This is a genomic window from Streptomyces sp. NBC_00328, assembly GCF_036139655.1.
Classification (GTDB): domain Bacteria; phylum Actinomycetota; class Actinomycetes; order Streptomycetales; family Streptomycetaceae; genus Streptomyces.
The window spans coordinates 5443913-5467436 of record NZ_CP108013.1 but is presented as its reverse complement, the minus strand read 5'-3'; the positions used below and the strand labels follow the sequence as shown (position 1 = coordinate 5467436).

The 23524-nt window shown below is 71.1% G+C and carries 16 protein-coding genes and 1 pseudogene; 2 read left to right on the top strand and 15 right to left on the bottom strand.

Annotated features, from left to right (window positions below; genetic code table 11):
* Positions 1-12: 12 nt before the first annotated feature.
* The 8 genes from tmk to bldG form a co-directional block, all read right to left on the bottom strand.
* Complete coding sequence (gene tmk, locus OG485_RS23975; protein WP_328670629.1) at positions 13-3360, bottom strand: dTMP kinase; 3348 nt, start codon at positions 3358-3360, stop codon at positions 13-15.
* A gap of 269 nt (positions 3361-3629) precedes the next feature.
* On the bottom strand, positions 3630-6443 hold the full coding sequence (gene topA, locus OG485_RS23970) for a type I DNA topoisomerase (RefSeq protein WP_328670628.1): 2814 nt from the start codon (positions 6441-6443) through the stop codon (positions 3630-3632).
* A gap of 248 nt (positions 6444-6691) precedes the next feature.
* Positions 6692-6889 carry a hypothetical protein gene (locus tag OG485_RS23965; protein WP_328670627.1) on the bottom strand — a complete coding sequence of 66 codons (198 nt, stop codon included), beginning with the start codon at positions 6887-6889 and terminating at the stop codon, positions 6692-6694.
* Between the two features lie 641 nt (positions 6890-7530).
* A complete protein-coding gene (locus tag OG485_RS23960) occupies positions 7531-9060 on the bottom strand; it encodes a class I SAM-dependent methyltransferase (RefSeq protein ID WP_328670626.1) in 1530 nt (509 codons plus the stop codon).
* 139 nt (positions 9061-9199) lie between these two features.
* Positions 9200-9796 carry a small secreted protein gene (locus OG485_RS23955; protein ID WP_328670625.1) on the bottom strand — a complete coding sequence of 199 codons (597 nt, stop codon included), beginning with the start codon at positions 9794-9796 and terminating at the stop codon, positions 9200-9202.
* 230 nt (positions 9797-10026) lie between these two features.
* Positions 10027-12435, bottom strand: a complete 2409-nt coding sequence (locus tag OG485_RS23950) for a sodium-translocating pyrophosphatase (RefSeq protein WP_328670624.1) — start codon at positions 12433-12435, stop codon at positions 10027-10029.
* Between the two features lie 351 nt (positions 12436-12786).
* A complete protein-coding gene (locus OG485_RS23945; protein WP_326786415.1) occupies positions 12787-13212 on the bottom strand; it encodes an ATP-binding protein in 426 nt (141 codons plus the stop codon).
* Positions 13213-13311: 99 nt separating this feature from the next.
* Positions 13312-13665, bottom strand: a complete 354-nt coding sequence (gene bldG, locus OG485_RS23940) for an anti-sigma factor antagonist BldG (protein WP_037625427.1) — start codon at positions 13663-13665, stop codon at positions 13312-13314.
* Positions 13666-13745: 80 nt separating this feature from the next.
* Here bldG and OG485_RS23935 point away from each other — a divergent pair, with 80 nt between their 5' ends.
* The gene (locus tag OG485_RS23935) at positions 13746-16271 is read left to right on the top strand and encodes a DEAD/DEAH box helicase (protein WP_328670623.1); all 2526 of its coding nucleotides are present in this window, start codon (positions 13746-13748) and stop codon (positions 16269-16271) included.
* A 208-nt stretch (positions 16272-16479) separates the two neighbouring features.
* On the opposite strand, the pseudogene OG485_RS23930 reads toward OG485_RS23935, so the two are convergent.
* The 7 genes and pseudogenes from OG485_RS23930 to ssd form a co-directional block, all read right to left on the bottom strand.
* Positions 16480-16911: pseudogene (locus tag OG485_RS23930) on the bottom strand (Rv3654c family TadE-like protein); the annotation flags it as partial.
* On the bottom strand, positions 16908-17357 hold the full coding sequence (locus tag OG485_RS23925; RefSeq protein ID WP_328670622.1) for a TadE family type IV pilus minor pilin: 450 nt from the start codon (positions 17355-17357) through the stop codon (positions 16908-16910). The gene OG485_RS23925 and the pseudogene OG485_RS23930, both read right to left, overlap by 4 nt.
* Positions 17344-17481, bottom strand: coding sequence for a DUF4244 domain-containing protein (locus tag OG485_RS23920; protein ID WP_382783924.1), 138 nt, complete (start codon positions 17479-17481; stop codon positions 17344-17346). The genes OG485_RS23925 and OG485_RS23920 overlap by 14 nt, the downstream gene beginning before the upstream one ends.
* Positions 17482-17718: 237 nt before the next feature.
* Entirely contained in the window at positions 17719-18501 is a 783-nt protein-coding gene (locus OG485_RS23915; RefSeq protein ID WP_328670621.1) for a type II secretion system F family protein, read from the bottom strand.
* On the bottom strand, positions 18498-19370 hold the full coding sequence (locus tag OG485_RS23910) for a type II secretion system F family protein (protein ID WP_328670620.1): 873 nt from the start codon (positions 19368-19370) through the stop codon (positions 18498-18500). The genes OG485_RS23915 and OG485_RS23910 overlap by 4 nt, the downstream gene beginning before the upstream one ends.
* Positions 19357-20706: a TadA family conjugal transfer-associated ATPase gene (locus tag OG485_RS23905; RefSeq protein ID WP_328670619.1), complete on the bottom strand. Its 1350-nt coding sequence runs from the start codon at positions 20704-20706 to the stop codon at positions 19357-19359. The genes OG485_RS23910 and OG485_RS23905 overlap by 14 nt, the downstream gene beginning before the upstream one ends.
* A gap of 260 nt (positions 20707-20966) precedes the next feature.
* On the bottom strand, positions 20967-22061 hold the full coding sequence (gene ssd, locus OG485_RS23900; protein WP_328670618.1) for a septum site-determining protein Ssd: 1095 nt from the start codon (positions 22059-22061) through the stop codon (positions 20967-20969).
* Between the two features lie 573 nt (positions 22062-22634).
* Here ssd and OG485_RS23895 point away from each other — a divergent pair.
* Entirely contained in the window at positions 22635-23468 is an 834-nt protein-coding gene (locus OG485_RS23895; RefSeq protein ID WP_328670617.1) for an HAD family hydrolase, read from the top strand.
* Positions 23469-23524 lie beyond the last annotated feature (56 nt).

Genomic DNA, 23524 nt, shown 5'->3' with positions numbered 1-23524 from the left:
GCGTCGGCCGGACTAGCGTCGTCGTCCGCCCCTGCCGCGGCCGGGCCCCTCGTCCCAGTCGTCCTCGTCCTCGCGCGGGCCGAGCAGTTCGTCCGCCAGGGTCGGGAGGTCGTCGAGCGGGGTCTCCTCGGCCCAGTCGGGACGCGGCCTACGGCGCGGGGCGCCCGTCTCGTCCACCTGCGGCAGCTCCCTCGTGCGGTCGGAGGGGCCCTCGGGTCCCGCCGCCGGCCGCTCGTCGCGGAAGAAGCCCCGGGGCATCCGGTCCGCGGGGTCACCGGACGGCTCGTCCGCCTTCGTCCCCGCGCCCCTGCCCCGTACCGGAGGAAGGACGGCCGTCTCGTCGGCCGCACGCGGGTCCGGGGAGACGGGCGGCAGCACCGCCGTCTCGTCCGCCGCCCCGCCCGGAACCGGCGGCTTCGGAAGCGTGGCCGTGTCCTCGACGTCGGAGCGGGATCCCAGGCGGCTGCCCGAGCGGCCCTCACCCGGTCGTACGGGCGGAAGCACGGCGGTCTCGTCCACCGCCGCCGGGTCGGTGACGACCGGCGTGGGCACCGTCGGCTCGTTGTCCGGCGCGGAAACCGCCCATGAAGGCCTGGAGGCCGACGCGGAGGCGGAAGCGGACGGGGATGCGGTCGGGGATGCCGAGGGCTTCGAGGCCTCATCGGCGTCGCGTCCCGTCCCCGCACCGGTCTGCGAACCCGTCGGGACGTCGGACTTCGGAGCCGTACCGGCGCTCGACACCGCGGCTTCGGCCGAAGCCGCCGCGGCCGCCGAAGCGGCGACCGCCTCCGCGGCGATCCGCCGGGCCTCCTCGGCCCGCAGCAGCGCCTCCTCGGCCTTCCGCTGCTTCTCCAGGCGGCGCGCCTCGGCCTCGGCACGCAACCGCGCCTCCTCCTCGGCCTGCCTGCGCGCCCGCTCCTGCTCCGCGGCGCGGGCCTCTTCCTCGGCGAGAAGCCGGACCCGCTCCTCCTCGGCGCGGCGGCGGGCCTCCTCGGCGCGCTGCCGGGCCTCCTCCGCCTGGCGCTCGGCCTCGCGCCGCTGCGCCTCTTCCAGCTCGCGCTGCTTGCGCTCTTCTTCCTCGGCGCGCAGTTTCGCGAGCTGGGCCTGACGCTCGCGCTCCAGGCGCTCCTCCTCCGCCTTGCGGGCGGCCTCTTCCTCGGCCTTGCGCCGGGCTTCCTCCTCGGCCGCCCTGCGCGCCTCCTCCTGGGCCTTCACCTCGGCCTCGGAGAGGGGCAGCATCACGTCGAGCCGGTGCCGTACGACCGTGGTGACGGCCTCGGGCTCCTGCGCTGCGTCGACGACCAGGTAGCGGCCCGGGTCGGCGGCGGCGAGCGTCAGGAAACCGGACCGCACGCGCGCGTGGAACTCGACCGGCTCCGACTCCAGCCGGTCGGGCGCCTCGGTGAACCGCTCGCGGGCGGCTTCCGGCGACACGTCCAGCAGAACGGTCAGATGCGGTACGAGCCCGTCCGTCGCCCATCGGTTGATGCGGGCGATCTCCGTGGGCGACAGGTCGCGGCCCGCGCCCTGGTAGGCCACGGACGAGTCGATGTAGCGGTCGGAGATGACGATGGCGCCCCGCTCCAGCGCGGGACGGACGACCGTGTCGACGTGCTCCGCGCGGTCGGCGGCATACAGCAGGGCCTCGGCACGGTGCGAGAGGCCCGCGGACGACACGTCGAGGAGGATCGAGCGCAGCCGCTTGCCGACGGGCGTGGCGCCCGGCTCGCGGGTCACCACGACCTCGTGGCCCTTGGCCCGGATCCAGTCGGCGAGGGCCTGCGCCTGGGTGGACTTGCCGGCCCCGTCGCCGCCCTCCAGGGCGATGAAGAAGCCGCTCGTGGTGGGCGCCTGGGCCGGGTCGTCGCCACCGCGCAGCGCGTCCAGCAGGTCCTTGCGCAGCGGCACGCCGGAACGGTCGTCGACCTTGGCGAGCACCAGGGCGGCGACGGGCAGCAGCAGGGCGCCGACCAGCATCAGGGTGAAGGCGGCGCCGCCGTGCGCGAACACGAACTTGCCGTTCTCCAGGCGGTGCGGGCCGATCGCCGCGGCCACCAGCGGCGCCACGATCGCGCCGACCGCCACGAAGACCCGTACCACCGCGTGGAGGTGCTCGGTCGTGCGGGCCCGTCGGTAGTCCTCGGTCTCCTGGTCGAGCAGCGCGTGGCCGGTGTTCGCCGCGACACCCGCGCCCACGCCGGCGAAGGCCAGGATCAGCAGCACGGTGGTGACGTCCGGGACGAGACCGGCGGCCAGCAGCGCGATCCCGGTGAAGGCGATGGCGAGCGCGAGCAGCCTGCGCCGCGACAGCGACGGGAGCAGGGAGGGGGCCGTGCGGATGCCGGCGACGACGCCGCCGGTCAGGGCCAGCACCAGCAGCCCGTAGAGCACCGGTCCGCCGCCCAGGTCGATGGCGTCCAGCACGGCGACGGCGACGGCGGCCGAGATCGCCCCGGCGACGGCCGCGCAGGCCGGCACCAGGAGCGGGATCGCGCCGGTGCGGCCCTTGTCGTCGGCCGTGCCCGTCTTCGGGCGGCGCAGTCCTTCGAGCGGCGACCGCGCGCGCGGGGTGCGGGCGTCGGGCAGTTCGAGGAAGGTGACCACCGACAGGGAGGCCGCGAACAGTCCGGCCGCCACGTACGAGGCGAGGGCGGCCTGGTGGAGGTGGAACCAGTCGATCCCGGCGCCCAGCATGTTGCTGACGAGGGAGACGGCGACCAGGGTGAGGGCCGCGATCGGCACCGCGGCGAAGGCGGTACGCAGGGACAGCCGCCGCAGCGCGTCCATGTGGTCCGGCAGCGGGCGCACGGTGGCGCCCTCCAGCGGCGGCGCGGGCAGCAGCGCGGGCGCCGCGCTCTCCCGGCAGACCGTCCAGAACCGCTCGGCGACTCCGGACACGAAGACGATGACCAGGACCACGGCGAGCGCGTTGTCCGGGGTCCAGTCGATGAACAGGGGCGCGACGATGAGGAGCGCGGCCCGCAGGCCGTCGGCCACGAGCATGGTCCAGCGCCGGTCGAGGGGTCCGTCGGGGGAGGTGAGGGACGTCAGGGGCCCCAGGAGCACGGCTCCGAAGAGCAGGGTCGCCAGGACGCGCGTCCCGAAGACTGCCGCCACGGCGAGGGCGGCCCCGCGGGCGCCACCGCCGAAGGAACCCTCGGAGATCGCCGCCTGGAGGGCGAGGACGACCAGGACGAGCAGGGCCAGTACGTCCGCGACACCCCCCACGAGGTGTGCGCTCCACAACCGCTTCAGCTGCGGTTGACGCAGCAGGGCGCGGACGGCCCGCTCGCGCGAATCCGCGACCAGGGCTTCGTCGGGGGCCCAATTGTGGGCCGTTGGCTGCTCGGCTCGCGTCATCCTGCCAGCCTATCCGGACCCACTGACTCCCCGAAGGGGTGCCCGAACAAACGGACGCCCCCACACCAAATGGTGTAGGGGCTTCCGCTCTCTGACGTGGGCCCGGTCCCGTTGGAGGCCACCGGAATCGCGGAAATTTCGGGGGACTGCGGCTCGGAAGCCGCCGGATCCGACCGGTGGTCCATGTCACCGATCGGGTTCGGCCGGTGGCTCAGGATCCGGGCGGGTCCGGCCGGTGGCCCGGGAACCGGGCAGGTCCGGCCGGTGGCTCAGCCTTCGGAGGCCGCCGTCTTCTTCGCGGCGGTCTTCTTCGCGGGCGCCTTCTTGGCAGCCGTCGTGGAAGCCGTCGTCTTCTTGGCGGCGGTCTTCTTGGCCGGCGCCTTCTTGGCTGGTGCCTTCTTGGCAGGCGCCTTCTTCGCGGTCTTCTTGGCAGGGCCCTTGGCACGCTTCTCGGCGAGCAGCTCGTAGCCGCGCTCCGGCGTGATGTCCTCGACGCTGTCGTCGGAGCGCAGGGTCGCGTTGGTCTCGCCGTCGGTGACGTACGGCCCGAAGCGGCCGTCCTTGACCACCACCGGCTTCTCGCTGACCGGGTCGGTGCCCAGCTCCTTCAGCGGCGGCTTGGCGGCCGCGCGGCCCCGCTGCTTGGGCTGGGAGTAGATCTCCAGCGCCTCTTCCAGCGTGACGGTGAAGAGCTGGTCCTCGGAGGTGAGCGACCGCGAGTCCGTGCCCTTCTTCAGGTACGGACCGTAGCGCCCGTTCTGCGCGGTGATCTCGACACCTTCGGCGTCCGTGCCGACGACGCGCGGCAGCGACATCAGCTGAAGGGCGTCCTCCAGGGTCACCGTGTCGAGCGCCATCGTCTTGAAGAGCGAGGCGGTACGCGGCTTGACGGCGTTCTTGCCCGTCCTCGGGGTGCCCTCGGGGAGCACCTCCGTGACGTACGGGCCGTAGCGGCCGGCCCTGGCGATGATCTGGTGACCCGTCTGCGGGTCGGCGCCGAGCTCGAAGTCACCGCTCGGCTTGGCGAGCAGTTCCTCGGCGAGCTCGACCGTCAGCTCGTCCGGGGCCAGGTCTTCGGGCACGTCGGCGCGCTGGTGGTTCTCGGCGTCCTTCTCCCCGCGCTCGACGTACGGACCGTAGCGGCCCACGCGCAGGATGATGTCGTTGCCGACCGGGAACGAGGACACCTCACGGGCGTCGATGGCGCCCAGGTCGGTGACGAGTTCCTTGAGGCCGCCCAGGTGGTCGCCGTCGCCGTTGCCCGCGTCGGCGGCACCGGCCGCGTCGCCCTCGCCGAAGTAGAAGCGCCTGAGCCACGGCACGGCCTGCGCCTCACCGCGGGCGATGCGGTCGAGGTCGTCCTCCATCCTGGCGGTGAAGTCGTAGTCGACGAGCCGCCCGAAGTGCTTCTCCAGGAGGTTGACCACGGCGAACGACAGGAAGGACGGCACCAGGGCCGTGCCCTTCTTGAAGACGTAGCCGCGGTCGAGGATCGTGCCGATGATCGACGCGTACGTCGACGGGCGGCCGATCTCGCGCTCTTCGAGCTCCTTGACCAGGGAGGCCTCGGTGTAGCGGGCCGGCGGCTTGGTGGCGTGGCCGTCGACCGTGATCTCCTCGACGGACAGCGGGTCGCCCTCGTTGACCTGCGGAAGGCGGCGCTCACGGTCGTCGAGCTCCGCGTTCGGGTCGTCCGCGCCCTCGACGTACGCCTTGAGGAAGCCGTGGAAGGTGATCGTCTTGCCGGACGCGCTGAACTCGGCGTCCCGGCCGTCGGCGGACGTGCCCGCGATCTTCACGGTGACGGAGTTGCCGACCGCGTCCTTCATCTGAGAGGCGACGGTGCGCTTCCAGATCAGTTCGTACAGCCTGAACTGGTCGCCGGTCAGTCCCGTCTCGGCGGGAGTGCGGAAACGATCACCCGAGGGACGGATCGCCTCGTGCGCCTCCTGCGCGTTCTTGACCTTTCCGGCGTACGTACGCGGCTGCGCCGGCAGATAGTCGGCGCCGTACAGCTGGGTGACCTGGGCACGGGCGGCCGTGACGGCCGTGTCCGAGAGGGTCGTGGAGTCCGTACGCATGTAGGTGATGAAGCCGTTCTCGTACAGCTTCTGCGCCACCTGCATGGTCGCCTTCGCGCCGAAGCCGAGCTTGCGCGAGGCCTCCTGCTGGAGCGTCGTCGTACGGAACGGCGCGTACGGCGAGCGGCGGTAGGGCTTGGACTCGACCGAGCGGACGGCGAAGTTCGTGTCCTGGAGGGCGGCGGCGAGCGCGCGGGCGTTCGTCTCGTCCAGGTGGAGCGTGTTCGCGCCCTTGATCTGGCCGAGCGAGTCGAAGTCGCGGCCCTGGGCGACACGCTTGCCGTCGACCGAGGTCAGACGGGCGACGAGGTTGGCCGGGTCGCTCGCGTCACCGGTGCGGCCGGTGCCGAAGGTGCCGGTCAGGTCCCAGTACTCGGCGGAACGGAAGGCGATGCGCTCGCGCTCCCGCTCGACGACGAGCCGGGTCGCCACGGACTGGACGCGGCCGGCCGACAGCCGCGGCATGACCTTCTTCCACAGGACCGGCGAGACCTCGTAGCCGTAGAGACGGTCGAGGATGCGACGGGTCTCCTGCGCGTCGACCATGCGCTTGTTCAGCTCGCGCGGGTTGGCGACGGCGCTGCGGATCGCGTCCTTGGTGATCTCGTGGAAGACCATCCGGTGGACGGGAACCTTGGGCTTCAGGACCTCCAGGAGGTGCCACGCGATGGCCTCGCCCTCGCGGTCCTCATCGGTGGCGAGGAAGAGTTCGTCGGAGTCCTTCAGCAGGTCCTTGAGCTTCTTGACCTGGGCCTTCTTGTCGGCGTTGACCACATAGATGGGCTGGAAGTCGTTCTCGACGTCGACGCCGAGGCGGCGGACCTCGCCGGTGTACTTCTCGGGCACCTCCGCGGCGCCGTTGGGAAGGTCACGGATGTGCCCGACACTCGCTTCGACGACATAGCCGGGGCCGAGGTAGCCCTTGATCGTCTTCGCCTTGGCAGGCGACTCGACGATGACGAGTCGGCGGCCGCCGTGTGCGGTGTCGCTGGTCGGGGACAACTTCGCTCTTCTCTCCGGTCGACGCGGAATCTCCCCGGGGCTTGGCTCCCGAGGGATCGGGTCATGCTGACGCTGCGGAGTGTGACGGTACATCCCGCCCCCGTGTCAAACGGGAAAAGCCCGCAACGGCCACTCGAACGGTAACCCGACTACCGCCATTCCTGCCGCCCGGAGTGTCGACCTGCCCTTCTGGGCCTATCCGGAGGGTAACTTTCCAGTTACTCGAACCGGGGTCCTCACGCGCGGTCTCACACGCGCGTGAGGCACCACACTCCGAGCGCCAGCGCCCCGCTTCCGGCGACGCTCGCGAGGGTCGCCGATGCGACGCGGTTCACACCGTGGGCGACCGGCTCGCCCTGCCGCACCCGGACCACCGTCCAGGCCAGAATCCCGCCTCCGAACAGGGCGAACACCATCCCCACGAAGATCGCCGGCCCGCTTTCCATGGCTCTGTCCTTTCGCCCCGCACTCTCAGGCTCGGGAGGCTGACACGCCCCGGCAGCCGACGTACGAACCCACAGTGAACACCGGGCAACCAGCACCCCATGGGGCGCCCACACCCTCACCCGACGCCGCGTGCCCATCTGCCGTCCCCGCCGTGCCGACGCGCCCCCTGCGCTCCCGACTGTGGCGAATCCGTCCTTCCCGTCCCCCGCTACGCCCACGCCACAGCGCCTCGAAATGGACGGGCGGAGCGCGGGAACAGGAAAGGGCTGCATGAGCGGACAGGAAGGACAGGCACTGGTGCTGCCGCAGGCACCGGCGCTTGGGCTGGGGCTGGAGGCTGACGGCTGACGGCTGACGGCTGACGGCTGACGGCTGACGGCTGACGGCTGAGCGGAAGCATCCGCCGTCCATCAGATGTTGGCCGGTTTCGTCTCCCGGAAGATCCCGATCGGGTGTCCGGCCGAGCGCGACCAGCGGCGGCACCAACGGACGCCGGACCTCCCGGGCCGGTCCGGTTACCTCCTGCCGCCCCCGGCAGGAGGTAACCGGAGGACCAGACGGGAGAGGCCGGAGAGCCGGAGAGCCGGAGAAAGCGTGTCAGCGCCCCGGCGCGCCCGCTCCGCCCGCCCGGCATCACCAGCTACCCGACCGGCTCCAGGAATCCCTGCTCGACCAGCAGGCGGATCTGTGCGGGCGTCCGGTCTCGCAGCAACACCGGGTCCTCGCCGACCAGTTGGGCGATGGCATCCAGGATCCGCCCCGCGCTCAGCGTGCCGTCGCAGACGCCGGCGAAGCCCGCGCCGACCGTGTCCACCTTGGTGGCCCGGCGCATTCCCCGGTGTTGACGCAGCACCACATGCTCCGGGTCCTCGGCGCCGGGCAGTCCGACCTGCTCCTGCACGACCTCCGCCACCAGTCTGAAGTGACCGGCGAGCAGACCCGCGTCGTCGTGCCGTCTCAGATAGTCGACCCGCTCGAAGTGCTCACGTACGGCATCGCCGAGCGGCTGCTCGACGGAGTGCGGCCACTCCTCGACCGTGATCGAGGGCTCGGCCGCCGCCGTCCTGCGCAGGGTGATCCATCCGAAGCCGACAGCCTTCACCTTGCGGGCCTCGAACTCGTCGAGCCACGCGTCGTACCGCGCCTGATAGTCGGCCGGGTCGGCCCGGTGGTCGCCCGAGTCGCGCAGCCACAGCTCCGCGTACTGCGTGACGTCCTGCACCTCGCGCTGCACGATCCACGCGTCGCAGCCACGCGGCACCCAGGAACGCAGCCGGTCCTGCCACTCCTCGCCCTCCACGTGCTGCCAGTTGGCCAGGAACTGGGCGTACCCCCCTTCGTTCAGCCGGTCCCCCGCCTCCTGAACGAGCGTGCGGCACAGATCGTCCCCGCCCATCCCGCCGTCGCGGTACGTCAGCCGGGCGCCCGGCGAGATCACGAAGGGCGGGTTCGAGACGATCAGGTCGTACGTCTCGTCGGCTCGGACCGGCTCGAAGAGGGAGCCCTGGCGCAGGTCGGAGGCCGGGGCTCCGGAGAGCGCGAGAGTGAGCGCGGTGATGTGCAGGGCCCGGGGGTTCAGATCGGTCGCCGTCACGCGTGTGGCGTGCTGCGCGACGTGCAGGGCCTGGATCCCGGAGCCGGTGCCGAGATCGAGCGCGGAGTCGACGGGTGTGCGCACGGTGATGCCGGCGAGGGTCGTGGAGGCGCCTCCCACTCCGAGGACGACACCTTCCTCCCTGCTGCCGATGCCGCCCGCGCCGCCGACGGCGCATCCGAGGTCGGACACGATGAACCAGTCCTCGCCACCGGGCCCGCCGTAAGGCCTGATGTCGACGCTCGCCGCGACCTCGTCCCCGCCCGTCCGGGTCAGCCAGCCGCATTCCAGGGCGTCCTCGACGGGCAGCACGTCCGCCACACGCGCGTACGGCACGGGCTGCTGCAGCAGGAAGAGCCGGACGAGCGTCTCCAGCGGTGTGTCTCCGCGGGTCGCCCGGAGGGCGGGCACGGTCTCACTGCGTGCCAGGGCCGCGTACGCGGGGGCGCCGAGCAGGTCGAGGAGACCGTCCGCGGTGAAGGAGGCGCCTAGGAGCGCGCTCCGCAGCCGGGCGGTGATGTCGGCACGATCGGACGAGGGCAACGGTGACAGGCTGGTGTGACTCACGCCTCCCATTGTGTCCGCTATCGCCTACAGGCACCCACACCTGTGGACAGAGCTTCCCCTGTGGACAGCGAGCGCGGCACGGGCAGCACAGGCCGAGAGCCCGGCGCGCCTGCGTACCGGGCTCTCGGCTTCGATCCTGCGGACGGCCTCAGCCGTTGGCGGCCCCCGGCGACCCGGACGCCGACTTGCAGCTCTCCTGCTGCGCCATCGCCTTGCCCACGTCGCCCTCCTCCAGCTTCTTCAGGGCGTCGTTCCCGCTCTGGCTCAGTTGGCCGAGCTGGGTCGCGATGCCCTTGAGCCCCTCGGCGAACTTGGCCTGGTCCTTGGTGTCGAGCTTGGCGACCTGCGTCTTCAGGGCGGCGTACTGCGCGGAGATGCCGTTGAGCTCCTTGACGGCGTTGGTCTGCTTCGTCTTGCCGTCCTCGACGTCCGGCGGTCCCGCGTTGGAGACGGCGGTGCCGATCGCCTCGTAGGCGTCGGACATGTCCTGGAAAGCCTGTGCGTCGGTCTTCTGGACGGCCTCCGGCGTGCTGTTGTCCGAGGTCTGCTTCTGGATCGCGGCGTTCGCCTCCTCGATCTTCTGCGCCTGCGGCTTCACCGCGTCACAGACCTGCTTCGCCCAGGAGTTCAGCTTGTCGTTGCCGCTGTCCTCGCTGCTGCCGCATCCCGACAGCGCGAGCACCAGTACCGCACCGCCGGACAGTGCGGCCGCGAGCTTCTTGTTCACCGGTTCGGTCCCTTCCATGGCCCTCGGCCCCGGAACATACACGCCATGTGGGCGACACCCGTATGGCGAATGTCCACTACAACAGCTTTTGAAGCCGTTTGCACCAAGCGAGAGAAGGCTCACGACAGCGGCGTGAACACACACAGGGCGGGTGCACGGCACGTCAACACGCGCTGTGCACCCGCCCGTTGGTTCACTCCCCGACCCGGCACTCATTTCCGTGCCGCATCAGGCGTGGAACCTGTGAGCTACGAAACCACCGCCGGATCGGCCGACTTGGCGACCCCTTCGTCGTTCTCCTCCTCGTCGCCCATGACGATCCCGCGCCGCTTGGAGATGTACACGGCACTCACGATCACGATGAGCGCGAGAAGGGCGATGAACACCCGTACGCCGACGCTCTTGTCGTCGCCGTACGAGAACTTGACGATCGCCGGAGCGATCAGCAGCGACACCAGGTTCATGACCTTCAGCAGCGGGTTGATCGCGGGACCCGCCGTGTCCTTGAACGGGTCACCGATCGTGTCGCCGATCACCGTAGCGGCGTGGGCCTCGCTGCCCTTGCCGCCGTGGTGGCCGTCCTCGACCAGCTTCTTGGCGTTGTCCCACGCGCCACCGGAGTTGGCGAGGAAGACCGCCATCAGCGTGCCGGTGCCGATCGCGCCGGCGAGGAACGAACCGAGCGCGCCGACGCCGAGCGTGAACCCGATCGCGATCGGCGTGAGCACCGCGAGCAGGCCGGGTGTGGCCAGTTCGCGCAGCGCGTCCTTGGTGCAGATGTCGACGACGCGCCCGTACTCGGGCTGCTCGGAGTAGTCCATGATCCCGGGGTGCTCGCGGAACTGCCGCCGCACCTCGTAGACCACTGCCCCGGCGGACCGCGACACCGCGTTGATCGCCAGCCCCGAGAAGAGGAAGACGACCGCGGCGCCCGCGATGAGACCCACCAGGTTGTTGGGCTGCGAGATGTCCATCATCAGGTTCAGCGGCGCACCCGCTCCCGAGACCTTCTCGCCCACGTCGCTCGCGGCCGTGGTGATCGCGTCACGGTACGAGCCGAAGAGGGCCGAGGCCGCGAGCACGGCGGTGGCGATGGCGATGCCCTTGGTGATGGCCTTGGTGGTGTTGCCGACAGCGTCCAGGTCGGTGAGCACCTGCGCGCCCGCGCCCTCGACGTCACCGGACATCTCGGCGATGCCCTGCGCGTTGTCGGAGACGGGGCCGAAGGTGTCCATCGCGACGATGACACCGACCGTGGTGAGCAGGCCCGTTCCGGCGAGCGCCACCGCGAACAGCGCCAGCAAGATCGACGTACCGCCCAGCAGGAACGCCCCGTACACGCCGAGGCCGATCAACAAGGCGGTGTAGACGGCCGATTCGAGACCGATGGAGATGCCGGCGAGGACGACGGTGGCCGCGCCGGTGAGTGAACTCTTGCCGATGTCCCGGACGGGACGGCGAGTGGTCTCGGTGAAGTAGCCGGTCAACTGCTGGATGAGCGCGGCCAGCACGATGCCGATCGCGACGGCGATCACCGCGAGGACCCGCGGATCACCGCCCTTGGCCTTGATCGCCGCGTCCGTGACCCCGTCCAGTTCGGCGTAGGTCCCCGGAAGGTAGATGTAGACGGCGAGGGCCACCAGTACGAGCGAGATCACCGCGGAGATGAAGAACCCTCGGTTGATCGCGGACATGCCGCTGCGGTCGGACCGCCGGGGCGCCACCGCGAAGATGCCGATCATCGCGGTGAGTACGCCGATGGCGGGGACGATCAGCGGGAACGCGAGCCCGGCGTCGCCGAACGCCACCTTGCCGAGGATCAGCGCGGCAACGAGCGTGACGGCATACGACTCGAAGAGGTCCGCGGCCATACCGGCGCAGTCGCCCACGTTGTCGCCCACGTTGTCGGCGATGGTCGCGGCGTTACGCGGGTCGTCCTCAGGGATGCCCTGCTCTACCTTGCCGACCAGGTCGGCCCCGACGTCGGCGGCCTTGGTGAAGATGCCGCCGCCGACGCGCATGAACATGGCGATCAGTGCCGCGCCGAGACCGAAGCCTTCAAGGACCTTCGGCGCGTCGGCCGCGTACACGAGCACCACACAGGAGGCGCCCAGCAGACCGAGCCCCACCGTGAACATGCCGACTACGCCACCGGTGCGGAAAGCGATCTTCATGGCCTTGTGCGAGACGGCGGTGAGATCCTTTTCGGGCTCACCCTCCGCCGGGGTCGCTTCCCGTGCGGCCGCGGCCACGCGGACATTGCTCCGTACGGCGAGCCACATACCGATATAGCCGGTGGTCGCCGAGAACACCGCGCCGATCAGGAAGAAGATCGACCGTCCGGCGCGCTGATTCCAGTCGTCCGCGGGAAGCAGCATGAGCAGGAAGAACACCACGACGGCGAATACGCCGAGCGTGCGCATCTGACGCCCCAGGTAGGCATTCGCGCCTTCCTGGATCGCCGTCGCGATCTTCTTCATGCTGTCGGTGCCCTCGTCGGCCGCGAGAACCTGGCGCACCAGGATCCCGGCGACCACGAGCGCTGCCACGGCGACGACCGCAATGACCGTCACGATGAGACGGTTGCCGTCCGTCAGAACCGCGGCTGCGAAGGTTGTGGGGTGATCAAACTGATGAGGGGTAGAAAGCCCCGCCATTCGTCCTCCTTGACGCTTGGGCTGAGCTCAAGATGTGGACGGATTCTAGGTACCGGAACCTGATCAAAACAGTCCGCGGTAAGCGGAATTAATCTTCACTTGCTCTTCAGCAAATGATCAACAGGCGTCTACGGACCCAAATGCAGTAATGCCCCAGAAGCGTTGACGCTTGATCCAATTATCGCGCGAATGATCGTGAATCAATTCACGAAACGCCGTACGCGATCATCGAAGTAAACGATCACCATATGGGCGAGCGGGCACTGCCGGACATACCCCGGACCTGCCCCGGACATGCCGAAGGGCCCCACCGAGTAGGGCCCTTCGGGAGAAATTAAAGAGGGACGGCTGTCAGGAAAGAGCCACGGCCGGCGGCGTGGTGGGCCAGCTCATCCTGATCAGTCCGCCGTGCTCTCCGGCAATGACTTCCACGTCGTCGACGAGGCCGCTGATGACCGCGAGGCCCATCTCGTCCTCCTCGACCTCCGCGTCCGAGGCGGCGCCGGATGCTCCTCCGGGCACCGAACCCGGCGCCTCGTCACCGACCTCGATGGAGAACTGCTTCTCCTCCTCGATCAGCGTCACCTGCACCGGCGCCGCGATTCCGCCGCTCTGGTGCAGTCCGACGGCACGAGTACAGGCCTCGCCGACGGCGAGCCTGACCTCGTCGAGGACGGCCTCGTCCACTCCGGCCCTGCGCGCCACCGCTGCCGCCACCAGTCGGGCGGTCCTGACGTGCTCGGGCAGCGCGCTGAAGCGGAGTTCAACGGTGGCCATGCATCCCCCTCTGAACTACGGGCGTGCTGTCTGGGGGCCGGGCCGTGGGCCCGGTCCCCATGTATGCGATGCCGGGCCCACGACCCGGGAGACCGGTTGTCAGTCGGTCGCGTTGACCGCCTCGTCCACCGAGGTGTGGATCGGGAACACCTTGGTGAGACCGGTAATACGGAAGATCTTCAGAATGCGCTCCTGGTTGCAGACCAGACGCAGCGAGCCCTCATGGGCCCGGACGCGCTTCAGGCCGCCCACCAGCACGCCGAGACCGGTGGAGTCGAGGAAGTCCACGCCCTCCATGTCGACGACGAGGTGGAAACTGCCGTCGTTCACCAGCTCGACCAGCTGCTCTCGCAGCTTGGGCGCGGTATATACATCGATTTCGCCGCCGACCTCGACGACCGTACGGTCGCCATTAGGGCCGGACACATTGCGAGTCGACAGGGACAGGTCCACGGATCCTCCAGCACCTTGCTATCGAGCGGTCGCCCCATGGGACACCTCGGCAGAGCCCCCGGGACGGTTCGCCAGCCGCGATGGCATTCAATCACTTACCGGCAGGCGTGCACGACGCCTTGGGCCCATTGTCCGTCACGCCAGTGACACACTCGATGCCGATGGCCAAGAATCACCGATCCGATCGATCCACGGCGGACACCGCTTCCCGCCCCTCGCCGAGCACCGTCCTGGACCGGCTCGCCTCGGGGCCGAGCCGGGCTTCGCGCATCACTCATACGGAGCACTTGCCCCCGCGAGAGGGTCGTCATGCCGTCTGGCCCGACCGGATCCGTCCGGAGGTCATCGCCGCGGTGCAGGCCGCGGGCATCGAACACCCCTGGGCCCACCAGGCACGCGTCGCCGAGCACGCCCTGGACGGGGAGTCGGTGATCGTCGCCACCGGCACCGCCTCCGGCAAGTCCCTGGCCTACCTCGCCCCGGTCCTGACGGCCCTCCTGGAGGGCTCGGAGGCCCCGAACGGCCGGGGCGCCACCGCCCTCTACCTGGCCCCCACCAAGGCCCTGGCGGCAGACCAGCGCCGCTCGGTGAAGGAACTTTCACAACCGCTGGGCAATGCCGTACGCCCAGCCGTGTACGACGGCGACACGCCCTTCGAGGAACGCGAATGGGTACGCCAGTACGCCAACTACGTCCTGACCAACCCCGACATGCTGCACCGCGGGATATTGCCCTCCCACCCCCGCTGGTCCTCCTTCCTGCGCGCCCTGCGCTACGTCGTCATCGACGAGTGCCACACCTACCGCGGCGTCTTCGGCTCCCACGTCGCCCAGGTACTGCGCCGTCTGCGCCGCATCTGCGCCCGCTACGGCGCCTCCCCCGTCTTCCTGCTGGCCTCCGCGACCGCCGCCGAACCCTCGGTCGCGGCGCGCCGCCTGACCGGCCTCCCCGTCGTCGAGGTCGCCGACGACGCCTCCCCGCGAGGGGAACTCGTGTTCGCCCTGTGGGAGCCCCCGCTCACCGAACTGCACGGCGAGAAAGGTGCACCCGTCCGGCGGACCGCCACCGCCGAAACGGCCGACCTGCTGACCGACCTCACCGTCCAGGGGATGCGCTCGATCTCCTTCGTACGGTCCCGGCGTGGCGCCGAGCTGGTCGCGCTCATCGCCCAGGAACGCCTCGCCGAGATCGACCGCTCGCTGGCCCGGCGCGTCGCCGCCTATCGCGGCGGCTACCTCCCCGAGGAACGCCGTGCCCTGGAGGCCGCGCTGCACTCCGGAGAGCTCCTCGGCCTCGCCGCCACCACCGCCCTCGAACTCGGCGTCGACATCTCCGGCCTCGACGCCGTCGTCATCTCCGGCTACCCGGGCACCCGCGCCTCCCTCTGGCAACAGGCCGGCCGCGCGGGCCGGTCCGGCGAAGGCGCGCTGGCGATCCTGGTCGCCCGCGACGACCCACTGGACACCTTCCTCGTCCATCACCCCGAGGCCCTGTTCGACCAACCGGTGGAATCCACGGTCCTCGACCCGGACAACCCCTACGTCCTGGCTCCGCACCTGTGTGCCGCCGCCTCCGAAATCCCGCTCACGGACGAGGACCTGGACCTCTTCGGCCCCGCCGCCGCAGGACTGCTGCCGCAGCTAGAGGCCGCCAAGCTGCTGCGCCGCCGGGCCACGGCCTGGCACTGGACGCGCCGGGAGCGGGCCGTCGACCTGACCGACATCCGCGGGGGCGGCGGCAGCCCGGTGCAGGTCGTCGAGGCCGGGACCGGCCGCCTGCTCGGCACGGTCGACGAGGGCGCCGCGCACACGGCGGTCCACGAGGGCGCGGTCCATCTGCACCAGGGCCGTACGTACCTGGTGCGCAAGCTGGACCTGGAGGACTCGGTCGCACTGGTCGAGGAGGCCAGCCCGCCGTATTCGACGGTCGCCCGCGACACGACCACCATCGCCGTCCTCGAGACCGATGTCGAAGTCCCCTGGGGTGACGGCCGGTTGTGCTACGGCTCCGTGGAAGTCACCAACCAGGTCGTCTCCTTCCTGCGCCGGCGCGTCATCACCGGCGAGGTGCTCGGAGAGACCAAACTCGATCTCCCTCCCCGTACGCTCCGTACCCGTGCCGTCTGGTGGACGGTCACCGAGGACCAGTTGGACGCGGCCCGGATCAACCCGGAGATCCTCGGCGGCACCCTGCACGCCGCCGAGCACGCCTCGATCGGCATGCTGCCGCTGTTCGCCACCTGCGACCGCTGGGACATCGGCGGCGTCTCCGTCCCCCTCCACCCCGACACGCTGCTGCCCACCGTCTTCGTGTACGACGGTCACCCGGGTGGCGCCGGATTCGCCGAGCGGGCCTTCCACACCGCCCGCTCCTGGCTCACGGCCACCCGCCAGGCCATCGCCTCGTGCGATTGCGACGCCGGATGCCCCTCCTGCATCCAGTCCCCCAAATGCGGGAACGGCAACGATCCACTCCACAAGCGAGGCGCCGTACGCCTGCTCACGGAACTCCTGCGAGCGGCACCCGAGGAACCCGCTCCGAAGGAGCCCGGCCAGAAGGACTCGGGTCAGCAGGAGTCGGGTCCCGAGGAGTCGCGTCCGCGGTAGTCCGTTCGGGTAGCCACGGCGGCATGCGCGGGGGCGGAGAACCGGAAGAGTGAAAGTCGGAGGCGTCAGGGCCGAACGGGTGGATGTCCGGCGCGTGGCGGCCAGGGGCCGGGTTCGGCGGAGTGAGGGCGGGGCGCCCTGAGGGTAGTGAGTGCGGGGAGCGCCCTGAGGGTTCCGAGGAACCCTTGGGCCCCACAGGCTCCACAGGTCCGGGAGAACCGTCAGAACCCGGAGATTCCGGTGGCCCGGCCCTCGATCTGACCTCGGCGGTGATCGGTCCGGTTCCGGACGAGGCCGTCACGTCCGAGATCTGCCCCTCGACCGCGCACCGCACGAGCCGCGCGGTCTGTGCTCGGGCCACACGGTCCGCGCGGGCGCAGGCCGCCGTGCCGCCGTCGCTCCAGTGATCCGCCGCGGCGAGGGCCGCCAGGTCCGCGGCTCCCGCCGCCCGGTGCCGCACCACGACGGCCTGTCCCATCGACAGCACCGCTCCGAAGACGGCACACAGCACAGCGATCGCCCCCACCGTCCACACCGTCGCCGATCCTCTGTCGGAAGACACATGCCACCGCCCACGGCAGCCCCTCCCAACGGTTGACCACACCCATCGCCGGCTCCGCCGGCGCCTCCGGCTCCTCATCTCCCGTCCACCCCCACAGCCGTATCCCCCGCGTCCGTGTCCCCCACCGTGTCTCCCACCGTCTCCTCCGCCAGTGCCACCGCCTCGTCCTTCAGTTCAAGGGACAGCGCGGCGGGACCGGGTGTCATCGCGCCGACGGTGACCCGGACCAGATCGCCCTCCCTGCCCACGGTGACCTTCGCCCCGGGCGGGGCCGCACGACGGGCCGTCGCCAGGACCGTTTCCGCCGGGTCCTGGCGCGCCGCCGACCGAGCGCCCGCCCTCGCCGCGTCCACGCACTGGATCTCCGCGGACGCGGCGAGCAGGGCCCAGACGAGCGCCATGCCGACGAGCACCAGAGAGGGCAGGACCACGGCGGCCTCCGCGGTGACGAATCCACCGTCCCGGCGCAGAGCCCAACCCGCCCTCAACCGGTCCTGACTCAAACGGCGTTCACATCTGGACATTGAGGGCCCGCCCCACGATGCCCTGCAGCTCCTCACCGACCTGCCCGCTCGTCACCACCTTGTAGAGCGCGGCGGCGAAGGCCACCGCCGCGATGACACCCACCGCGTACTCGGACGTGACCATCCCCGCGTCCCTCCGCGCCGCGATGGACGCGAGCATCCAGGCCCGCATCCGCGCACGCCGTTGTCGTTGCCCTTGTCCGTGCCCTTGTCCGTGCCCTCGTCCGTGCCCTCGTCCTTGCCTTCGTCCTCGCTCCAGTCCGAGAACTCGCACCGTCCTGCTCATTCCAACCTCCTTGAGATTCAGCCCTGTCGGGCACTTCGCCGGTTGCCGTTCACCCATCACCACTGCCGCCGTCCCTCACCCCCCGCCCCCTCGCAGCAATCCGCCGGCCAGACCGATCACCACGGGCAGCACCCCGATCGCGAGAAAGGCGGGCAGAAAGCACAGCCCCACCGGGGCGGTGACCATGACGGCCGCCCGGCGTGCCCGCGCCGTCGCGGTGCGCGCCCACTCGGCGCGGGCCTCCGCCGCGAGCCGGCCGACCGGCACGGCCGCTGGCACACCCGACTCGCCCGCCCGTTCCAGCAGCCGCGCCAATCCCTGAGCGCCCGGAAGCGACGCCAACCTCCGCCACGCGTCGACCGGTTCACCGCCGAGCCGCACCTCCGCCGCGCCCCGGGCCAGCCGCTCACCCACCGGACCGCCCAGCGCCTCACCGACGGCCTGGGCGGCCGCCACCGGGCTCGCCCCGGCCGCGATGCAGGCGCCCACCAAGTCGGCGGCCAGGGGCAGTTGGCGGGCGGCCGGCCCCACGTCGCACTCCTCCCGAGGTGCCGGATTCCGCCGCCGGAGCCACCACCGGACTCCGAAGCCGGCCGCCAGTCCGACCAGAACTCCGACGACGCCCCCGATCAGGACCCAGCCGGCACATCCGACACCCACCACAGGCAGCCACCGTCGGCCGTAGTTCCGCACCTCGTGGCGCGGCGGTGACGGCGCGGGTTCCGGGAGCAGCAGCGCGGCCAGCCGTCCGCGCACTCGCCTCGCCCGCCGCACCGTCCCGAGCCAGCGGGCCGGTGAGCCGACCAGGAGCACTCCGCACACAAGTACCCCCAGCCTGTGGACAACTTCCGCGCTCATACCGTCTCCGCTCCTCGTACGATCCGCAGCGCCCACCACAGCCCCACGCCCTCCAGCGCCCCGCCGACGAGCAGGCAGCCCAGCCCGGGACCGGTGTGCAGCAGCACGTGCAGGGGGTCCGCGCCGAGCGCGGTGCCGAGCAGAAGGCCGAGGACCGGCAGGCCCGCGAGCATGGACGCCGTCGAGCGTGATCCGGCCAACTGGGCCCGCATGTCGTCTCGTTGATCACGCTCGGCTCGCAGCGCGCCCTCCAGCCGGTCCAGTCCCGCCGCGAGCCCCGCACCCCGGTCCACGGCCACACGCCAGCACGCGGCGAGCCCCACCAGTCCGTCGGCGCCGGGCTGCCGTGCCGCCTCGGTCAGCGCACCCGGTACATCCCCGCCGAATCTCGCCGCGGCCAGCACCAACGGCTGTGCCTCGGCGAGTCCGTCCGAGTCGCGTGCGGCCGCGAGCAGTGCCTCACCCGGCTGACGTCCCGCCCGCACCTCACCGGCGAGTGCGCCGCACAGGGCGATCACCGCGTCGCCACGTCGCTCCCGCTCCCGCCGGACCTCCCCCGCTCGCCGCACCCGGCGCAGCAAGGGCATGCCGACGGCTCCGAGGAGGAGTGGCACGACCGACGTGCCCAGTACCGCGATCACCGTTCCCGCCACCAGCGACCAGGCTTCGGGCCGCAGCCGCCCCCGCAGCCGATGCCAGTCCACACGGGCCCAATGCCACAGAGGCGGACCTGTCACCGCCCCACCGCCGGCGAACAGCACCCTGGCTCTGCGCGCGCCCGAGCCGTGCCCGCCGATCAGCCAGGCCGCGATCCCGGCACACGCCATGGCCGCTCCCACGGGCGCGTCCGCCATCTCACCGACCCTCATCCCGCTCCCCGTTCGCATCCCGACGCCCGGCCCCTGTCAGCATCTCGGCGTCCACAGCCTCGGATGGGCTCCCGTACTCCTCCGGTCCGGCGGCACCTCCCCTCCCGAGCCCGATCGGCTCGCGACGTTCCTGGCTTCGGTATCCCTGGCTTCCCTCCCGAAGGAGCTCCCTCAGCCGCTCCCACCCCCGCTCGTACGCGAAGGCGTCCTCGCCCCACCGCAGCGCCGGCACCGTCACCACCAGCCCCGACGCGTCGCGTTCCAGCACATGCACCTCGGCGATCCGGCGCCGTCCGGTCCGGTCCCGGACGAGGTGCAGGACCACGGACAGTGCCGCCGCCAGCTGGCTGTGCAGCGCGGCCCTGTCGAGCCCGGCCGCCGTGCCCAGGGCCTCCAGCCGGGCCGGGACCTGGGCCGCCGCGTTGGCATGAAGAGTTCCCGAACCGCCCTCATGTCCTGTGTTCAGCGCGGCCAGCAGCGAGACGACCTCGGGACCGCGCACCTCGCCGACCACCAGTCGGTCCGGTCTCATCCGCAGGGCCTGCCGGACGAGATCCTGGAGCGAGACGAGGCCGACGCCCTCCTGGTTCGCGGGCCGCCCTTCCAGGCGCACCACATGCGGATGGTCGGGCCGTAGCTCGGCCGAGTCCTCGGCGAGCACGATCCGCTCTCCTGGACCCACGAGTCCCAGCAGCGCGCTCAGCAAGGTCGTCTTGCCCGAGCCCGTGCCTCCGCTGATGAGGAAGGACAGCCGGGCGTCCAGCAGCGCTCTGAGCACCCGGTCCCCGCCGGGCGGCACGGTTCCCGCCGCCACCAGCTCGTCGAGGGTGAAGGCGCGTGGCCGTACGACCCGCAGGGAGAGGCAGGTGGAGCCGACCGCGACCGGTGGCAGCACCGCGTGCAGACGGGTTCCGTCCGGCAGTCTGGCGTCCACCCAGGGGCGGGCGTCGTCGAGCCGTCGGCCGGCCACCGCCGCGAGGCGCTGCGCGAGACGTCGTACGGCTGCCGTGTCCGGAAAGGACACGCGGGTCAGCTCCAGGCCGCCACCGCGGTCCACCCAGACCCGGTCGGGCGCCGACACGAGCACGTCGGTCACCGACGGATCGGCGAGCAGGGGTTCCAGCGGACCGCTGCCGACCAGCTCGGAGCGCAACCGCTCGGCCGCGCCCAGGACTTCGGCGTCCCCGAGCACCCGCCCCTGCTCACGCAGCGCCTGTGCCACGCGCGCGGGGGTGGGTTCGGATCCGTTCTCGGCCAGCCATTGGCGCACGCCGTCCAGCAGTCGCGCGCCTCCGTCCGGACCGGCCCCGGGCCCGTCCCACGTCTCCGTTCCCACGGGCACGAAGCCTGTGGGGCCGCCCCGCGATTCCCTCCGCCGCGAGAGATAGGGCCGGGGTCCGTCCCGCGCGTCGGCGCGTCCGGGCGGATGCGGCCCGGGCCCCTCCCGCGGGTCCGTGGGGCCGGCCGGAGAAGCCGCGTGTACCTCCCGCGGGTCCGTCCGCACGGGCGCGTGGCCCGCGAATGTGCCCTGCGGCCGCGCTCCCGGTCGGCCGTCGATTCCCGCACCGTGGTTCGTGACTCGGGTCGCGTCCCAGCTCATACGCCCCCTCCTTCGACCGGAACCCGCTCCCAGAAGGCCGTGCAGAACCGGGCCAGAGGGCCCTTCGCCGCGCTCCCCGGTGGCGGCCCGCCGTCCATCGGGAAGGACTCCGCCGGCAGTTCACCCACCAGCGGCAGGTCGAGCAGACGGGCGACCTCACGATCGTCGAGGCCTGGCGCGCAGGGTCCGCGGACCACGATCCGCAGATCGCGCAGAACCATGCCGACCACGGACGCCACCCGTCCGGCCGCCGCGATGGAGCGCAGGTCGGCGGGGACCACCAGCAGCCCCATGTCGAGCTGGGCAAGGATCTCGGCGACCCCTTCGTCGATACGGCGGGGCAGGTCGACGACCACCGCACCACCGCGCCGCCTGGCGGCGGCCAGCACCGCGCGGACCGCCTGCGGGGGAACGGTGACCGCGTCGCTCCGGTCCCAGCTCAGAACCCGCAGGGCGTGCAGTCGGGGCAGGGACTCCTCCAGGGCGCCTCCGCCGACCCTGCCGCGGGAGGCCGCGAAAGCCGGCCAGCGCAGCCCCTCGGCCGTCTCTCCGCCGAGGAGTACGTCGAGTCCGCCTCCGAGAGGGTCCGCGTCCACGAGCAGGGTGCGCTTCCCCTCACGCGCCGAGGTGACGGCGAGCGCGCAGGCCAGCGTGGAGGCACCGGCCCCGCCACGGCCGCCGAGCACGCCGACGGTGAGAGCGGGCCGGCCCACTCCTTCGGCCACATCCGCGATGCGGTCGACGAGCCATTGCTCGCCGTCCGGCAGTACCAGGACGTGATCGGCGCCGATCTCGACGGCCCGCCGCCAGACTCCCGAGTCGTCCTGGTCCCGGCCGACCAGGACGACTCCCCTTCTCCGCGCGGCGCCCCGCACGCGCGGTGCCGCGTCGTCGCCGACCAGGACGAGAGGTGCCGCCTCCCAGCTGCCCCTGCGTTCCGGAATCCCGTGATGGACCTCGGGCCGCGCGCCCGCGGCGGCGCACAGGCGCAACAGGTCGTCGAGGAGGTCGACATCCTCGGTGACGATCAATGGTCCGCCCTGCCGCCCTTCGGCGGTGGGCGGCCGGTCATGGATGATGGCTCCCGCCACGATCTCCAGCCCCCTTCGCTGCTTCTTGCGCGGGGCCCTCCAGGACCCCGTGAATCCCGCTCGTGTGAAGAGCCGGCAAGCGGCCTCCATATGCACGGCCGATACGAACCGGCCGAACGCGTCCGACAAACGGAACCCGGCCATGAACGGGCCGCGAACGGAGCGCGTGAGAATCACGGTGCAGCGATCCCGGAAATCATGTGGATCTTGGTCGAAAACTGTGGACAACTCAGCGGCTGTGAATATCGCCTTCACGCCTACCGGTGAACGCTCAACGGCTTCCGCAGAGCATCCCGACGGCTACGCACAGTGACGGATCATGGGCACGCGAAGAGCGCGGAACCAAGAGCGCCGAGAAGGCTCCGGGGCCGCGCAGAAGAGGAGAAAACCCATCCGGACATGCGACGACCCCCGCCGGGGGGGAGAGCGGGGGTCGTCCCCACGGCCGACTCGGGGGGGGGAGGAGTCGGACCGGGTTAGCACGGTCGCGAACGATCCGTGACTTCCATGGTGTACCCGAGAGCCTTCTCAGGCAAACCCACGCGCCTCACCTTACGCCGAATGGTGGGCCCTATGCTCAACCTCGTGGAAAACCACTCCTTGCCTCGCACAGCGGCCTTCTTCGACCTGGACAAGACGGTCATTGCGAAGTCGAGCACGCTCACCTTCAGCAAGTCGTTCTACCAAGGCGGACTGATCAACCGCAGGGCGGCCTTGCGCACCGCATACATCCAGTTCGTGTTCCTGGCGGGCGGCGCCGACCACGACCAGATGGAGCGGATGCGCAAGTACCTGTCCTCGATGTGCCGCGGCTGGAACGTCCAGCAGGTCAAGGAAATCGTCGCCGAGACCCTGCACGACCTCATCGACCCGATCATCTACGACGAGGCCGCGTCACTCATCGAGCAGCACCACAAGGCCGGTCGCGACGTCGTGATCGTGTCCACGTCCGGCGCCGAGGTCGTGGAGCCGATCGGTGAACTGCTCGGCGCCGACCGAGTCGTGGCGACCCGCATGGTCGTCGGAGAGGACGGCTGCTTCACCGGCGAGGTGGAGTACTACGCCTACGGGCCGACGAAGGCCGAGGCGATCAAGGAGCTGGCCGCCTCCGAGGGCTACGACCTGCCTCGCTGCTACGCCTACAGCGACTCGGCGACCGATCTGCCGATGCTGGAGTCCGTCGGACACCCGCACGCGGTCAATCCGGACCGCACACTGCGCCGCGAGGCGCTCGCGCGCTCATGGCCGATTCTGAATTTCCACCGCCCTGTCCGGCTGAAGCAACGGCTGCCCGCCCTGTCCGTACCTCCTCGCCCCGCTCTCGTGGCGGCGGCGGCGATAGGAGCCGCGGCGGCCACGGCGGGGCTCGTCTGGTACGCCAGCCGGCGCCGCGCGACGGCGGTGTGAACGGTCACGCGCGCGTGACGACTCCATTGAAGTCCATTTCCCACCCTTTTGAACCT

Coding starts and splice junctions, on each gene's coding strand:
- OG485_RS23915 (WP_328670621.1), bottom strand. CDS start 18,501: ATGAGCGCGGAAGTTGTCCACAGGCTGGGGGTACTTGTGTGCGGAGTG.
- tmk (WP_328670629.1), bottom strand. CDS start 3,360: ATGACGCGAGCCGAGCAGCCAACGGCCCACAATTGGGCCCCCGACGAA.
- OG485_RS23955 (WP_328670625.1), bottom strand. CDS start 9,796: ATGGAAGGGACCGAACCGGTGAACAAGAAGCTCGCGGCCGCACTGTCC.
- OG485_RS23950 (WP_328670624.1), bottom strand. CDS start 12,435: ATGGCGGGGCTTTCTACCCCTCATCAGTTTGATCACCCCACAACCTTC.
- OG485_RS23935 (WP_328670623.1), top strand. CDS start 13,746: ATGGCATTCAATCACTTACCGGCAGGCGTGCACGACGCCTTGGGCCCA.
- OG485_RS23960 (WP_328670626.1), bottom strand. CDS start 9,060: ATGGGAGGCGTGAGTCACACCAGCCTGTCACCGTTGCCCTCGTCCGAT.
- OG485_RS23910 (WP_328670620.1), bottom strand. CDS start 19,370: ATGAGGGTCGGTGAGATGGCGGACGCGCCCGTGGGAGCGGCCATGGCG.
- OG485_RS23945 (WP_326786415.1), bottom strand. CDS start 13,212: ATGGCCACCGTTGAACTCCGCTTCAGCGCGCTGCCCGAGCACGTCAGG.
- OG485_RS23925 (WP_328670622.1), bottom strand. CDS start 17,357: ATGTCCAGATGTGAACGCCGTTTGAGTCAGGACCGGTTGAGGGCGGGT.
- OG485_RS23965 (WP_328670627.1), bottom strand. CDS start 6,889: ATGGAAAGCGGGCCGGCGATCTTCGTGGGGATGGTGTTCGCCCTGTTC.
- OG485_RS23920 (WP_382783924.1), bottom strand. CDS start 17,481: ATGGTCACGTCCGAGTACGCGGTGGGTGTCATCGCGGCGGTGGCCTTC.
- OG485_RS23895 (WP_328670617.1), top strand. CDS start 22,635: ATGCTCAACCTCGTGGAAAACCACTCCTTGCCTCGCACAGCGGCCTTC.